The sequence below is a fragment of the Victivallis sp. Marseille-Q1083 genome (genome assembly GCF_903645315.1).
Classification (GTDB): domain Bacteria; phylum Verrucomicrobiota; class Lentisphaeria; order Victivallales; family Victivallaceae; genus UMGS1518.
On record NZ_CAHJXL010000001.1, the window covers coordinates 2,645,389 to 2,660,606 of the forward strand.

Annotated in this window: 11 protein-coding genes; 10 read left to right on the forward strand and 1 reads right to left on the reverse strand. The window is 60.2% G+C overall.

The annotated features are described in order from the left end of the window. Positions 1-12: 12 nt before the first annotated feature. Complete coding sequence (locus tag HWX74_RS10875; RefSeq protein WP_176013559.1) at positions 13-1,398, reverse strand: VWA domain-containing protein; 1,386 nt, start codon at positions 1,396-1,398, stop codon at positions 13-15. Between the two features lie 232 nt (positions 1,399-1,630). On the opposite strand from HWX74_RS10875, the gene HWX74_RS10880 reads away from it, so the two are divergent. The 10 genes from HWX74_RS10880 to HWX74_RS10925 all read left to right on the forward strand — a co-directional run bounded on the left by HWX74_RS10880 (position 1,631) and on the right by HWX74_RS10925 (position 15,214). Next, a complete protein-coding gene (locus HWX74_RS10880) occupies positions 1,631-3,088 on the forward strand; it encodes a hypothetical protein (protein WP_176013560.1) in 1,458 nt (485 codons plus the stop codon). Positions 3,089-3,168: 80 nt separating this feature from the next. Further along, a complete protein-coding gene (locus HWX74_RS10885; protein ID WP_217704930.1) occupies positions 3,169-4,167 on the forward strand; it encodes a MoxR family ATPase in 999 nt (332 codons plus the stop codon). Between the two features lie 30 nt (positions 4,168-4,197). Next, the gene (locus tag HWX74_RS10890) at positions 4,198-5,898 is read left to right on the forward strand and encodes a hypothetical protein (protein WP_176013562.1); all 1,701 of its coding nucleotides are present in this window, start codon (positions 4,198-4,200) and stop codon (positions 5,896-5,898) included. After that, positions 5,895-6,839 carry an ABC transporter ATP-binding protein gene (locus HWX74_RS10895; RefSeq protein ID WP_176013563.1) on the forward strand — a complete coding sequence of 315 codons (945 nt, stop codon included), beginning with the start codon at positions 5,895-5,897 and terminating at the stop codon, positions 6,837-6,839. The genes HWX74_RS10890 and HWX74_RS10895 overlap by 4 nt, the downstream gene beginning before the upstream one ends. Beyond that, positions 6,836-7,507 carry a hypothetical protein gene (locus tag HWX74_RS10900; RefSeq protein ID WP_176013564.1) on the forward strand — a complete coding sequence of 224 codons (672 nt, stop codon included), beginning with the start codon at positions 6,836-6,838 and terminating at the stop codon, positions 7,505-7,507. Before HWX74_RS10895 ends, HWX74_RS10900 begins: the two co-directional genes overlap by 4 nt. 9 nt (positions 7,508-7,516) lie before the next feature. After that, complete coding sequence (locus tag HWX74_RS10905; RefSeq protein WP_176013565.1) at positions 7,517-8,917, forward strand: hypothetical protein; 1,401 nt, start codon at positions 7,517-7,519, stop codon at positions 8,915-8,917. Then, positions 8,904-9,782, forward strand: a complete 879-nt coding sequence (locus HWX74_RS10910; protein ID WP_176013566.1) for a DUF58 domain-containing protein — start codon at positions 8,904-8,906, stop codon at positions 9,780-9,782. Before HWX74_RS10905 ends, HWX74_RS10910 begins: the two co-directional genes overlap by 14 nt. A 13-nt stretch (positions 9,783-9,795) precedes the next feature. Continuing rightward, entirely contained in the window at positions 9,796-11,562 is a 1,767-nt protein-coding gene (locus HWX74_RS10915) for a BatA domain-containing protein (protein ID WP_176013567.1), read from the forward strand. Continuing rightward, positions 11,559-14,393, forward strand: coding sequence for a VWA domain-containing protein (locus HWX74_RS10920; RefSeq protein WP_176013568.1), 2,835 nt, complete (start codon positions 11,559-11,561; stop codon positions 14,391-14,393). Before HWX74_RS10915 ends, HWX74_RS10920 begins: the two co-directional genes overlap by 4 nt. Positions 14,394-14,461: 68 nt before the next feature. After that, positions 14,462-15,214 (forward strand): glycosyltransferase family 2 protein, encoded by a 753-nt coding sequence (locus tag HWX74_RS10925; protein WP_176013569.1) that lies wholly within the window; start codon positions 14,462-14,464, stop codon positions 15,212-15,214. The last annotated feature ends 4 nt before the right edge of the window (positions 15,215-15,218 follow it).

The window sequence follows — 15,218 nt, forward strand, 5'->3', positions numbered from 1 at the left end:
GGCGGATTTATTTTAATGGTGTTCCTGACTCTGCTGGACCGGCTGTGAATTCAAAAACTGGTAGTTTGTTCCTCGAATGCGTTTCCTGGCTTTATTGAATTGTTCACTGTCGTCCTGGCTGGCTTCCAGATCAATCTGCTGCTGCTCCAGCAGTTTGGCTTCCGCTTCCAGCTTGAGCGCCGCGGGAGCGGCGGCGGCATTGTCGGCTGCTGCATCGAACATGGCTCCCACATTGGTCAGAACGTATTCGGCATTGTCCTCCATGATTTTGTTGGCGCCGTAGAAATTGCCGCGGTCGGCTTCCTCCAGCGCTTTCTGTTTGTTCAGGGCGCTTTGGGTGACGACGACATCGGCGCGTACCGCCGGATTGAGGCTTTGCTCGACTTTCTCGGTCTGGGTGGTGAATTCCGCGGCGGCGGCGACTTCCGGAATGCGTACCGGCGTGCCGTCCAGCGCCGTCAGTTCCGTCGATACCGAACTGAGCGCCAGCCGAGTGTCGGGCTTTTGCGGCGGCACCTCAACCTGGAGAATGAGCACCTTGGACTGGCTGGCGTAAAGTTGATTGAATTTCATCGTCAGTGTGTTGCCGTCGATGCTGCAGTCGTGGCCGAGGATGCCTTTGAGCTTGACGTCATCCGGGCAGGTGATGCGCAATTTGACGTCCTTGGCGGCGACCTGCAGCGCGGCGCCGAGTTCTTTTTCGAAGATTTTCGGCAAATCGCGGCTGTTTTCGACGAAGTAGAAATTGCCGTCGCTGTTCTGCGCCAGCGCAGTCATCAAATCCTCGTTGTAATCGAAACCGAGACCGATGGTGCTGACCGAAATCCCTTCTTTGATCAGGCTGCCGCCGAGACTGCCGAGCTGTTCCGGCCGGGAGAAGCCGACGTTGGCCAGGCCGTCGGAGAGCAGGATGATCCGGTTGACGTAGCCCTCTTGGGCGTTTTTACGCAATTCATGCGCGCCGAGGGAAACGCCGGCGAACAAGGCGGTGCTGCCGCCCGGGCGGATATTCTTGATGGTCCGGATGATGTCGGCCTTGGCGCTCCGGGTGACCGGCATCGATGGGATGAGCGTGTTGGCCTCCGAATCGTAAACGGTCAGCGCGAACAGATCGCCATCCGACAGCAGTTCGACGGCGGCGATGGCGGCTTCCCTGGCTTTTTGCAGCTTGTTGTCGCTCTGCATCGAGCCGGAGCGGTCGAGAACGATGCTCAAATTGACCTTGGCCCGGTCGGCGGTCTGTTCCGGCGGCGGGGCCGCCAGTTCGATGCGGATCATCGCGTCCTGCCGGCAGTCGGCAGCCATCACCGGTTGCTCGGGGTCGACGTTGAGCGTGATGGTGGCTGCCTGGAGGGCGGTGAGGCCGGCGGTCAGCGCGGCGCTTAACAATTTTTTCATGATCGGTACTCCTTCCGGTTATTTTAGTAATAGTATAGAATAATTTCAATTCGGAAGTGTCACAAAGCTGTAAAATGATTGTCAAAAGATTGTAAAAATTCAAAAAACCGCACTTTTTTGCGTCTGAATCATTGACAAGTGAAAAAAGAACAATTAGCTTTGAAGCGGTAACCGGAATTCGCGGCGGAATGGTTGCTGGTTGCCGTGGATTTCCGCAACGTGGGCAAGGTGTATGTATCACAACAGTTCCGTAATCGATAAGTTGAACAGAGCGGTCAGCCTGATGCGTCGCCGTCTGCTGGTCGTTTTGTCCGTCCGTATTTTCTGCTTGAGTGGCGCCGCGACGTTGTTTTCCGCTGGCGCCGTGCTGGTGGTGCTCCAGGCTACCCGGATTCTGACGCCGCTGTGGGCTGTGTCGCTGCCGGCGGCGGCGCTGCTGTTGGCGGCGGCCGCCGCCTGGTTGCTGGCGCGCCGGCAATTGCCGAGCCGCGCCCAGCTCGTCACGCTGCTGGACAGCCGCTGCCCGGAGGGCGGCGGGCTGGTCTGCGCTTTGCAGGAACTGCCGATCGGCGACTGGGAAAGGCGCATTCAGTTGCCGGAATTGCCGCGTATTTCCTGTGAACTGGGCCGTCGGGTGGCGGTGCTGCTGCTGGCTTTCGCGTTTGTCGGCGCCAGCTTCATGACGCCGAGTCTGCAGCGCGAGGAGGTGACGGTGACCCGGCTGGATGTCACCGCCGAAGTCGACCGGGCCCGGGAACAGCTGGAATTGCTCAACGATGAACAGTTGATTCCGGAGCTGGAAAAGGACGAACTGCTGGAGGAGTTGAGCCAGTTGGAGGAGAATGCGCTCGGACTGGACCCGGTCAAGAGTTTCGAGGCGCTGGATCATTTGAGCCGCACCTTGCAGAATCAACTGATGAATGCCGAATTGAGGACGATGAATGCGCAGAATCAGTTGGAGATGGTGGAGCAGTTGACGGAACTGGTTGAGGCCGCCGCCGCGTCGATGCCGGAGGAAGAACTGGGCGAGGCGCTGTCCGAATTGGACCAGTTGATGGAAAAATTGAGGGAAAAAGAACCGCTGCTGGACCGGAAAGGCGGCGGCTCCGGCGACGGGTCGTTCGCCGAATCCGGCACCGCCGGCATGAAGGAACAGAATGCGTTGACTCAGCAGGAATTGGAAAATCTGCAGCAGAAATTGCAGGAGCAGTTGGCGAAGAACGGCGGCAGCCAGAAGGGGAACGGACAGAAGGGCGCCGGCAAAGCCGGCCGCGGCAACCAGGCGAGTATGGAAAAGTTGCAGCAGTTCCTGGCGGCCAACGGCATGGCGAAACGCCAATCCGGCATGAACAGCAAATTGAACACGATGTGCCAGGGGATGATGCCCGGCAACGGCGGCATCGGCAAGGGGCCGGGAGCGGCGCCGTTGACCTTCGAGCGGCGTGATTTGAGCGGGGACAACCATTTCGAAGAGTTGATGCTGCCGCCGGGGGCGCTGGACTGGCGCGATTCGGTGGTCGTCGGCGTAACTGCCGCGGAAGCGAAGGCGAACGAGGATTCGGCCCCGGCCGGGCACGGCGCGTTGGAGGGGGTGGCCGCCGGTGTTCGGGAACGGCGCGGCCAGACGCTGCAGCCGCGTCACCGGGCGGCGGTCGGCAACTATTTCGAACGGCAAACGGACAAAGAATAACGAAATCGATCTTGATAGCAAGCATCAGTAGTCAGAAAGGTATTGGCATGTCAATGGAGTCATTGCTTCCGGAAGCAGAATTGAGTGCCGCATCGCAGGCGGCCAATCGTGTGTTGAGTGAGCTGGATCAAATTCTGCTCGGGCATTCCGACTTGCACCGGATGGTGCTCATCGGCGTATTCAGCCGCGGCCATATCCTGCTCGAAGGCCTGCCGGGGGTCGGCAAGACGGCCCTGGTCAAAGCCCTGGGACATCTGCTTACGCTGGATTTCAACCGGATCCAGTTCACCCCGGACCTGATGCCCAGCGATATCCTTGGAACCAATATCCTGCAGGAGCGGGCCGACCGTTCGCGCGACATGGTGTTCCGGCCCGGCCCGGTTTTCACCAATCTGCTGCTGGCCGATGAAATCAACCGGGCGTCGCCGAAAACGCAATCGGCGATGCTGGAGGCGATGCAGGAAGCGGCGGTGACCTTGCTGGGCGAGACCCGCAAGCTGCCGTTCCCGTTTTTCGTGCTGGCTTCGCAGAACCCGATCGAGATGGAGGGGACTTACCCGATTCCGGAAGCGCAGTTGGACCGTTTCATGTTCAAGCTGGAAGTCAACACCGTCGACAGCGCGACGTTGACCGATATCATCAGTTCGCGCCGCCGCGGCGAGGCGCCGGCGTCGGAATGGGCGTTGAGCCGGGCGGAATTGGATCGTATTTTTGCGGTGATGGATCAGATTCATCTGACCCGGCCGGTGGCCAATTACATCGCCCGGCTGGTGGCGGCCAGCCATCCCGGCGCGCCGGAGGCGCTGCCGCAGACCAACGAATATCTGGCTTACGGCGCGTCGCCGCGCGCCGCCATCGCGATGGCCGAGGCGTCCCGCGCTGCGGCGCTGCTGAGCAACCGTCCGTCGGTCAGTTTCGACGATGTGAAGCTGGTGGCGCCGCCGGTATTGAAGCACCGGTTGATTCTCAATTACAAGGCGCGCATGGACAAGGTGACGGCGGATGCCGTCATCCGCGAACTGCTCGCCAAAGTGGACGTCGCCGGCATCGACCTGCCCGGTGGAGTGGAAATTCAATGAGGCCGGAACGGGTGTGAAGGAGATGGGACGATGAGGAAAATAACGACGATGGGAGCGGCTGCGGTCCTGGCATTGCTGGCGTTTTTGCCGCTGTCGCTGCGGGCCGTCGAATTGAATGAAGTCGATGTCACTTTGCTGCCGCAGTTGGTGGGACGCGGCAACGGTTACACTGAAATCGGTTTTTCGCTGACCAACCGCAGTCCGGAAGTCAAACAGGTGGGATTGACGCTTGAGGCGGCTTACAACTACGGCAGGGGGCTCAACCGGCTGTCGCGCAAGGTGACGCTGCCGCCGGAAAGCAGCATGAAAGTGTCGTTGTGGCAGCCGCCGCTGGCGATGAACAATCCGCAGTTGACGATCGAGGTCAACGGCCGGGTATTCACGCCGGACAAGCACAATCTGCAGCCGGGAACTTCCGGCAATTTCGGCCGCAACACGGTGATTCTGCTGTCGCAGCAGGTACCGGGCAATTCCGGTAAATTTTATCAGGGCCCGGCCGGCAGTTACAGCGGCGGCATCGAATACCAGATGTCCAGCATGCCGGTGGCCCAGTGGAGCAAATACGCGCTGGCCTACAGCGGCGTGCCGATGATCATGTTGACCGGCCGGGATTGGAAGGAGATGCCGGAAGAGGTGAAAAACGCTTTGCTGCAGTACGCCGACCTCGGAGGCGTCATTCTGCTGATCGGCGTGGAAGCGCCGGAGCGGGCGGTGCTGCTGAACGAATATTGGCGGCGTGAAAACGTCGGATTCGGTTATTTGCTGTACTCCTCCATTGAACCGGAAGCATTTTCGGAGAGCGACTGGCAGTATCTGGAGCGCGACTGGCAGCGCTTCCAGAATACGGTCAACGACAACGCGATGAAGAACAGCGGTAATCTGTTCCGGGCGCTGCTGTCGATCGACAGCAACAATTTTCCGGCGGTGCCGCTGATGCTGGTGATGGTGGTTTTCGCCATCATCGTCGGGCCGGTCAACTACATCGTCCTGATGCGCCGGAAACGTTTGATGCTGCTGCTGGTGACGACGCCGCTGATTTCGCTGGTGTTCGCCGGACTGATCGTCGGCTATGCCTTCGTCGCCGAAGGCTGGGGTATCCAGCAGGGAATTCATTCGATGACCTACCTCGATGAAATCCGCCAGCAGGCGGCCACCATCGGCAACATGGGAATTTACGGTGCGGTGTCGCCGGACGGCCTGAAATTTTCTGAGGCGATGGAATTGCGTTTCGGCGAAGGCACCGCCGATTCCGGCTATCTGCAGATTGACGACAGTGCCGGCCAGTTGCTGACCGGCAGCTGGTTCGTGCCGCGGCTGCCGGGTGCGATTGCTTTCCGCAAAGCGGAAAATCGGCTGGAACGGTTGAAAATCAACCCGCTGGCGGACGGCAGCCTGGAAGTGGTCAACGGCCTGGGCGGGGAAATCACTTTCCTGGCGATCAAAATGCCGGACCGGAAAGCGTATGAATCTGCGACGCCGCTGCCCGGCGGCGCCCGGGCGGTGCTGTGGCCGAAGGAGGGCGGCGGCGTCAGCCGGGAATTTGAACTGCGCGACAACTTTCTGCACGGCTGGAACTCCTTCCGCCAGCCGTCGGCGGAACAGTTGCCGGCCGGCAACTATTACGCCGAGCTGGTCGCTTCGCCGTTTATCGAAACCGGCTTTGAAGCCGGAAAATTGTCGCAGAAAGCCGCGGTATTCGGGCACTTTGCAGAGGAGGAAAAAACGAAATGAAAGTGGAAGTGAAGAATCTGGTTCGTTATTTCGGCGACAAGATTGCGGTGGACAACATTTCGTTTTCCTTTGAGAGCGGCAATATTTTCGGTTTCATCGGACCGAACGGCGCCGGCAAGACGACGACGATCAAAGTGATGGCGACGCTCGATTTGCCGACCTGCGGCGATGTCTTTTACGACGGCGTCTCGGTGACCGAATATCCGGATAAAATCCGCGGCTTTGTCGGATTCATGCCGGATGCGCTGCCGGAGCACAGCGACATCAGGGTCTGGGAATATCTGGATTTTTTCGCCCGGGCCTACGGCTTGAAAGGCGGGATGCGCCACAGCATGGTCAGGCAGATCGAAGAGTTCACCAACCTCGGCGAACTGCGCGACAAATTCGTCAGGGCTCTGTCGAAGGGGATGAAACAGCGTGTCTGCCTGGCCCGGGCGTTGATCCACAACCCAGAGGTGCTGATTATGGACGAGCCGGCGGCCGGTTTGGATCCGCGCGCCCGGCTGGAACTGCGCGAGCTGCTGAAAATTCTGGCCTCGCAGGGCAAGGCGATCCTGCTCTCTTCGCACATTCTGTCGGAACTGCAGGATATGTGCGACGGAGCGGTGATCATCGAACGCGGCAAGATTCTGTCGGCCGGCAAACTCGACGACATCGTGGCGGAGCAAACCGCCGAGAGCAGGAAAAATATGACCGTGCTGGTTCAGTGTCTCGGCGACCCCGAAGTGGTGCTGCTGAAAGCCCAGGAGATGCCGCTGGTGACCGTGGCTCGCCTGGAAGGCAGCAAAGTGGTGCTGGAGATCTCCTCCTCGGAGGATGAGGCCTGCTGGGAATTGTTGAACTTCCTGGTGAAAGGCGGCTGCCGCATCAATTCCTTCCAGCCGCAGAAATTGAACCTGGAGCATATTTTCATGAAAATTACCCATGGGCAGGTGCAATGAGTCTGGAAGCGAAACTCGACGCCTGGTCTGATTATCTCAATCCAATGTTGATCAAGGAATTGCGGCAGATATTCAGCAATTCCGCCGTCATCTACGGCAGTCTGGGGCTGTTGATCGGCAACCTGGTGGTGTTCGCCTGGCAATTGCGCAATATGACCGATGTCACCACCGCCTACGGCCCGACGTTTTTGCGGGTGTCGCTGTGGCTGCTGACCGGCATCGCCTCATTGTCGTTCGGCATTTCGTTCGGCTGGCGCTATGCGGCGGAAGTGAAATCCGATGCGATGAAGCTGATCTGGCTGACCAGCATGGACGGCAAACGGCTGCTGCACGGCAAGATGCTGGCGGCGCTGCTCGGTGGGATTCTGTTGCTGAGCATGTGTCTGCCGTCGCTGTTCCTGAGTTTTTTCATGCGCGGCGTGACGCTGTGGGACGTGCTCGGCGGGGTGCTGGCTTATCTGTTCTGTTTTCTGTTTGTGACGTTGTGCTCGATGTTGCTGGGCGGGACCCGCAACTGGCTGGTGCGTTGCGGACTGATCTGGCTGTTGCTGCAGTTCGTGCCGATCATGGCGGTCAGTTTGTTTTTCGTGCCGCCGCTGGCTGTGCTGATCATCGGCATTGCCGGGCTGGTGATTCCCTACATGATTTTACTGGCGATGATCAAATAGGAGTTTACCGTGAATTTCAAGGAATATTGGGCGAAAGCCGACGATTGGATCAATCCGATCGTAGTCAAGGAGATGCGGCAGTCTTTCAACGGGCGGGGGCTGCTGGCCAGTTGCGGATTGCTGCTGATAGTCAATCTGCTGGTTTTTGCGGTGGTGGCGGCCAATGTCAATATGTCCAGCATCAACGAGGGCGTCGGGCGGGAATTCATCGGCTGGTCGCTGCTGATTTTGACTTTTGGCGCGATGTTCGGCGCCGCCTATCCGGCCGCTTCGCGTTTTGCCGAAGAGCGCCGGGCGGAGGCGATGGATCTGATTTACATCACCACGCTGACGGCGCCGCGGCTGATCAACGGCAAATTCCTGTCGGTGCTGGTGCTCAACTTCCTGATGTTCAGTTTGTGTCTGCCGTCGCTGGTGCTCAGCTACTATCTGCGCGGCGTGGCGATGGAGGATGTGCTGTTCTTCATCGGGATTTCTTTTTGCATCTCGCTGGTGCTCACTCAATTTCTGCTGTTGTGCGGGACGCTCGGCAGTTGGGTGCTGCGCGGCGCGCTGGTGATTTGCGGCATCATCGTTTTCAGCACTTATGTCGGGGTGATCAGCACGATGCATTATCATGCCCGCGGCATGTTGGAGTTTTTTACGACCTGCAGCATTTTCTGCATCCTGTGTTTTATCGTCTGCTATGTTCTGACGCTGGTTTCGCTGCTGCCGCCGTCGGCCAACCGGATGCTGCCGGTGCGCAGCACCTTCCTGGTCGTCGATGCAGCGCTGCTGCCGGTATTGCTCGGTCTGCTGCCGGCGGACGGCTGGGACATCTGGCTGGTGCTGTCGGTGGCGCTGGCGTCGTTGACGATGGTGATGGCGGTGATGGAGCGGTTGAAGCAGTCGAAGCGGGTGTTGCAGAAATTGCCGAACAGCGCGCTGCTGCGGTGCGTTTATTTCCTGGTGTCCAGCGGTTCGGCCGGCGGGGTTTGTTATGCGCTGTTGCTGGGCGGCGGTTCATTCGGGCTTTATTTCGGCCTGCACGGACTCGACCCGAGATTCCATGCCGCCAACCTGATGGGCTTTTTCATGTACATCGGCGCCTATACCGCGGCGGCTTTGCTGCTGCTGCGTCTGGTGGAACGGCGCTGGCGTTCCTTCTCCGGGGCGCACGCCTGGGTTGTCGTCGCGGTGTTTGCAATTGTCGTTTCGGTGCTGAGCACGGTGGTTACCGGGGATTCGATGGTGGCGCGATGCGTGACGCCGATCGGCTTTATGGAGAGCGATTCCGAGGTGGCGCTGGCGGCGGCCGGGGGCTGGCTGCTGGTGTTTCTGGTGTTGAATCTGCCGGACTTCTGGCGTCAGTTCCGGGAATATTTCGAACCGGTGGAACCGGAGGAGGCGTCGTACGATGCCCACTGCTGAAGAATACCGTAAATTTCTGGTCCAGGGCGCCTCGATCGGCGGCGAGTATGTCTTCGTCATGCAGCATGGCATTGCCGACGGCGGATTGGGCGTGAAACTCGGCCGCCGGGTCGGCAGTTCGCTGGAATTCATGGAGCACCGGGATTACCAGCCCGGTGACGATTTGCGCAACCTGGACTGGAACGTCTATGCCAGAACCGAACATCTGACCGTGAAAATGTACCGGGAAGAGATCAATCCGCGGCTCGATTTGATCCTGGACGGCAGCGCCTCGATGGCTCTGCCCGGCAGCGGCAAGGCGGAAGCGCTGCTGACGCTGGCGTCGCTGCTGGCGGTTTGCGCCGGCAATTCCGGCTTTTTGACCCGGGTGTGGCTGAGCCGCGAACAGTTGATGCCGGTCCGCAACGGCGGCGGAGCGCCGATGGACTGGGACGGGGTGGTCTTCGACGGCATTGCGCCGCTGTCGGTGACGCTGAATGAATTTACCGGTACGTTTCAGCATCGCGGCATCCGCATCCTGCTGACCGATCTGTTGTGGGACGCGCCGCCGGAGACGGTGCTGCGCAAATTGCGCGAAGAAGCCGCCGAACTGGTGGTCATCCAGATTCTGGGCCGGGCGGATCTTGATCCGGGCTGGAACGGCAACATCCGGCTGGTGGATGTCGAAAGCGGCGAACACGATGAGTTGTTTCTCGATGCGACCGCGCTGGAAAAATACCGGCTGACGCTGGCGACGCACCAGCAGAATTGGGAACGGGCCTGCCGGGAGGCGGGCGCGCGGCTGCTGCTGATCACCGCCGAGGAGTTCCTGGAAAAATTCGATTTGCAAAGTTTATTGGCGGCGGAACTGATCCGACACGTATGAGAAAGGCGCGGGCATGATATTCTGGGCGGATAAAGGGTGGCTGCTGTTGCTGGCGACGCTGCTGTTGTTATTGGTCATTTATTATTTGTTCCGGCGGTCGAAGGCGCAGCCGGTTTCCGGGTTGTTCCTGTGGCGCAATCAGTTGAAATCGCAGCGCAGCGGCTTCAAACTGAGCCGGCTGCCGCTGCCGTTGAATTTTTTCCTGGAAGCCTTGGTGATTCTCCTGCTGGTGCTGGCGGCGGCTCTGCCGTTGTTGCCGCGCAACAGTGCGGCGGCGCCGCTGACCCTGGTGCTGGACAATTCCTATTCGATGCAGCGCCGGCTGTCGGACCGCGGGACGGTCCGGGACCGGGCGGAACAGGAGGTGACCCAGTTGATCAAGGCGCACGGCAACCGGCGCATCCGGTTGCTGCTGGCCGGTTCGACGGTGCGGAATCTCGGCGAATTCATCGAACCGCAGATCGCCTTGAACGCCGTCCGGCATTATTGGACTGCCGATGAAGTGCGCGCCGAATTGGCTGAAGCGATGGCGCTGGCCCGGAAATTCGACCGGGAACAGCAGGAACTCTGGGTTTTTACCGATGCGCCGCCAGTCGGCAGCGATCTGCCGAACAATCTGCATTTCCGGGCGCTCGGCGCCGCCGCGCCCAATCTGGCGCTGGTCAATGCCGCCCGGCTCGACCGTCCGGAAGGCGGCCGGGTGATGGCGGTGGTGGCCAATATCGCTTCGGCCGCGCAGGCGACGTCGCTGATCGTCAGTTTTCCGAACCGGCCGACGGCGCCGCCGTTGAAGCATGATCTGGAGCTGCAGCCGGGTGAACTGCGCAAGTTGACGCTGGATTTGCCGGCCGGCAGCGGCGAAATCCAATTGCAGTTGACGACCGAAGACGCATTGCCGTTCGACAATGCCATCCGGTTGCTGCCGGAAGAGCGGCCGCAGTTGAAAGTGGAAGTGGATGTCCCGGAGTCGCCGTTGCGGCGGCAGTTGCTGGAAGCGCTGGCCAGCACCGGTTTGACGGAACTGGTCGATGCGGACGCCGAGCTGGTGATCACCGTCGATCCGCAGCGGATGCGTTCCGCCGACGGCAGTATTTTTTATATCAACACCGAAGGAAAGGCGCAGGTGCTGGCCGCTCCGTTCACCGTCAACCGCAACCATCCGTTGACCGACGGGCTGGATTTGACCGGTGTCATCTGGGGCGGCGTCCAGGACTGTTCGCTGCCGGGAATTCCGTTGGTGATGGGCGGCAAAACGCCGTTGCTGAGCGTGGTCAATGTCGACAACAATCAGTTTGAAGTGTTCGCCAATCTCCAGAGCAACACTTCGACGCTGGCGGAGACGCCCGCCTGGCCGGTGCTGATTTACAACCTGGTCGATACCGTGCAGTCCCGGCGGCCCGGCGCGGTGCGGAACAATTTCCGCAGCGGTGAAAATATCCGCCTGACCTTTCCGCCGCAGATGGCCGAGGCGAGGCTGGAGTACGCCGACGGCGAAGTCGAGCGTTTTACCGTGGTCGGCGGCGCGCTCGAATTGACCGAGCTGCCGATCGGCCGCTACGCCTGGCTGGATGCCGACGGCAAGCCGTGGTGGACCATCCAGGTCAATGCGTTGAATTTCAACGAGTCGGATTTGCGGGAAAAGACGACCGGCAACTGGCAGGGGGAAATGTTGCCGGCGATGCTGCAGCGCAACTATTGGAACATCAGTTTTATCTTCATACTGGCGGCGTTGGCGGTGCTGGCGCTGCACCAGTATCTGAACCGGAAGGGCAGAGCATGATATTCGGCGAAGCGTTATTTTTACTGGCCGCTTTTCCGCTGCTGGCATTGATGATTTGGAATCCGTTGCCCAGCCGGACGCTGACGACATTGCGGGTGATTTTGTATACTTTGATCGTACTGGCGCTGGCCGATTTGTCGGTGCGGCTGCCGGACCGGCAGGGGGTGGTCGTGGTCGTCGCCGACCGCAGCAGCTCGATGACGCCGGCCCAGCTTCAGGAGCAGGCCGACGCGGTCAAATTGATCGAACGGCGGCAGAGCGGCGGCAACCGGCTGGGAGTGGTGGCTTTCGCCAACGGCAATGTCGTCGAAAAACTGCCGGAGGCCGGTGTTTTCGAAGATTTCAAGAGCATTCTCGACCGGGATCAGACCAATCTGAAGGCGGCGGTGCAGAGCGCTCTGGCTTTGATTCCGCAGGACAGCTCCGGCCGGCTGCTGGTGTTGTCGGACGGCAATTGGACCGGGGCCGATCCGTCCGGTTTGTTCGCTCTGGCAGCGGCCCGGAACATTCCGGTCGATTTCCGGCGGCAGGTGCGCATGCAGCAGGGGGATCTGGCGATCCTGGAGGTGGATGCGCCCGGCGAAGTCGCGGTCGATGAATATTTTACCGTCGGGCTGCATTTGAGCGCGCCGCAGAAAATGGCGGTGAAATATACGTTGTTGCGCAATGAACAGGTGATCACCAGCGGCGAACTGGAACTGGAGGAGGGCAGCAGCCGCTTTTATTTCAAAGACCGGATTGCCGGACCGCAGGTGGCGCGCTACCGTTTCGAAATCGACGGCGGCGAAGTGCCGGATATGCGGCCGGAGAACAATCAGGCGCGCTTCCTGGTGCGGGCGGCGGGACAGCGGCCGTTGTTGCTGATCACCGATTCCGAAGCGTCCGGCCTGGCGGGGGTGTTGCGGAAGAGCGGCCTGGACGTCGTCGTCCGGCGGCCGCAGCAGTTGACCTTCCAGGTTGCCGAACTGGCCTCCTACGCCGGTATCATCATCGAAAATGTCATGGCCGATGCGATCGGCCGCAGCGGCCTGCAGAATATCGCCGAGATGGTGCGCAACGGCAATTGCGGTTTGTGGATGACCGGCGGCCAGCACTCGTTTGCGTTGGGCGGCTATTTCAAGTCGCCGCTGGAGGAGGTGCTGCCGGTGTCGATGGAGCTGCGCCGGGAACACCGCAAGATGTCGCTGGCGGTGGCGGTGGCGCTGGATCGCTCCGGCAGCATGGCCGCGTCGGTCGGCGACGGCAAGACCAAAATGGATCTGGCCAATCTGGCGACGGTCGAAGTATTGGATATGCTTTCGCCGCTCGATGAAATCGCCGTCTTTGCCGTCGATACCGAACCGCACGAAGTGGTGCCGTTGCTGCCGGTTTCGGTGGTCGGTTCGCTGCGGCAGAAAATTCTGGACATTCAGTCGATGGGCGGCGGCATCTTCGTTTATACCGGTCTGCTGGAGGCGATCAAGACGGTGTCCGGGGCGAACAGCGGCACCCGCCATATCATTTTATTCGCCGATGCGGCCGATGCCGAGGAACCGGGCAATTACCAGGAGCTGCTGTTTCAATGCACGCAGGCCGGGATGACGGTCAGCGTCATCGGGTTGGGCAAAGATACCGACAGCGATGCGGCGTTTCTGCAGGATGTCGCCGCCCGCGGCGGCGGCCGCTGTTTTTTCACCGACCGGGCCGATGAATTGCCCCGGCTGTTCGCGCTGGACACCATCGTCGTGGCGCGCAATACTTTCGTCGAAGAGCCGACTGCGGTGAAATTGACCGGGGCGATCCGGACCCTGCGGCCGGCCGGTTTCGGCGAGAGCTTTTCCGTCGACGGCTACAACCTCTGTTATCTGCGGCCGGGCGCCCAGCTCGGCATCGTCACCGAGGACAGTTATCAGGCGCCGATTCTGGCCTGGTGGCAGGTGGGGCTCGGCCGGGCGGCCGCTTTTACCGGGGAGGTGGACGGCAAATATTCCGCCTCGTTCGTCCAGTGGCCGGCGGCCGGCGAATTGCTGACCTCGGTGGCGGATTACATTGCCGATTATCGCTCCGGCGGTCTGCCGGACAATATGCTTTTGACCCAGCGGACCGAGGGCGGCGTCCAGCATATCCGGCTGTTGCTCGACCCGGAACGGCACAGCGATTCCTTCCGGAAGCTGCCGGAGGTCGTGGTGATGCGCGGCGACGGCGAGCGGCCGGTCAGCAGCAGCCGGTTGACGATGCAATGGCTGGACCCGGATACGCTGGCGGTCGATGTGCCGCTTTCCGGCCGGGAGACGACGCTGGCGACCGTATTGATCGAGAATGTGCCGCCGCAGACGCTGCCGCCGGTGATTCTGCCCTATTCGCCGGAGTATCGGCCGCTGGACAAGGCGGATTTCAAGGCGAGTCTGGAGTCGCTTTGCCGGCTGACCGGCGGGATTGAACGGCTGGATCTGGACCGGATCTGGGACGATCTGCCGAGCCGCGGCCGGGTGCGGTCGTGGCGCTCCTGGTTGCTGGCGGCGGCAATTCTGGTGTTGCTGCTGGAGGTGCTGGAACGGCGTTTGGGGGTATTCGGCATGTTGCACCATTGGTGGAAGCGTTCGAAAGCGGCGGTGACGCCCAAAACGCCGGCACCGCGGCGCGATCCGGAGCAGAGCGGCACGGAGATGTCGGCGATGCTGAAACAGGCGCACCGCCGTCATAAGATCCTGGCCAAACGGGAGGCCAAAGTGCCGCCGGCGAAAAAAACGCCGGCGTCGGAACCGGAGGCCAGGAAAACTGTCCCGCCCGCCGCCGGGAAGGAGAATGCACTGCTGGATGCGATGAAAAAGGTGAAAAAATCCGGCAAATGATTGCATTTGAGCCGGAGCGGCGGTATTTTGAATGAATCAAGTAATTCAGTTCAGGAGTGGATGCATCGGTGAAGTTGTCGATCATTACTGTCGTCTGGAATGCGGTTTCTACCATTGAGCAGACGATTTGTTCGGTGCTGGAGCAGCGATGCCGGGCGGACGTGGAATATCTGATCATCGACGGCGGTTCGACCGACGGTACTTTGGAGGTCATTGACCGTTATCGCGACCGGCTGGCCCGGGTGGTCAGCGAACCGGATGACGGATTGTACGATGCGATGAACAAGGGCATCCGGCTGGCGACCGGCGATGTCATCGGTATCATCAACGCCGACGACTATTATTTGCCCGGAGCTTTTCAGACTGTGGAGGATGCTCTGGCCGGCCGGGCGCTCGACCGGGTCATCTTCTGGGGTGATGTCCAATACGAAAAGCTGGGGCGGGTGAAAGGATTCCGGCCGCGGCAGCGCCGGATCGGCGCCTTTGCTCCGCATCCTTCGATGTTCTGTCCGAAAGCGGTCTACGAACGGATCGGCGTTTATGATACCAAACTCAAATTGCTGGCCGACTATGACTTCATGTACCGCGCCGTCAATTATTATCGTCTGCAGATCGTCTATTGCCCGGTATTGATCGCATTTTTCCGTGAAGGCGGCCTGGCCGACAGCAACATCCGACACTGTCTGCTGGATGAATTGACGGTAAAACTGCGCTACGGCCAGCACCGCTGGTGGGCGGTATTGCTGTACCGGCTGAAATTGTTGAAAAATTATTTCCGCATCCGCCGATCGGAGCCGGAGCGGTCAAAACAGAAAGGATGAAGCG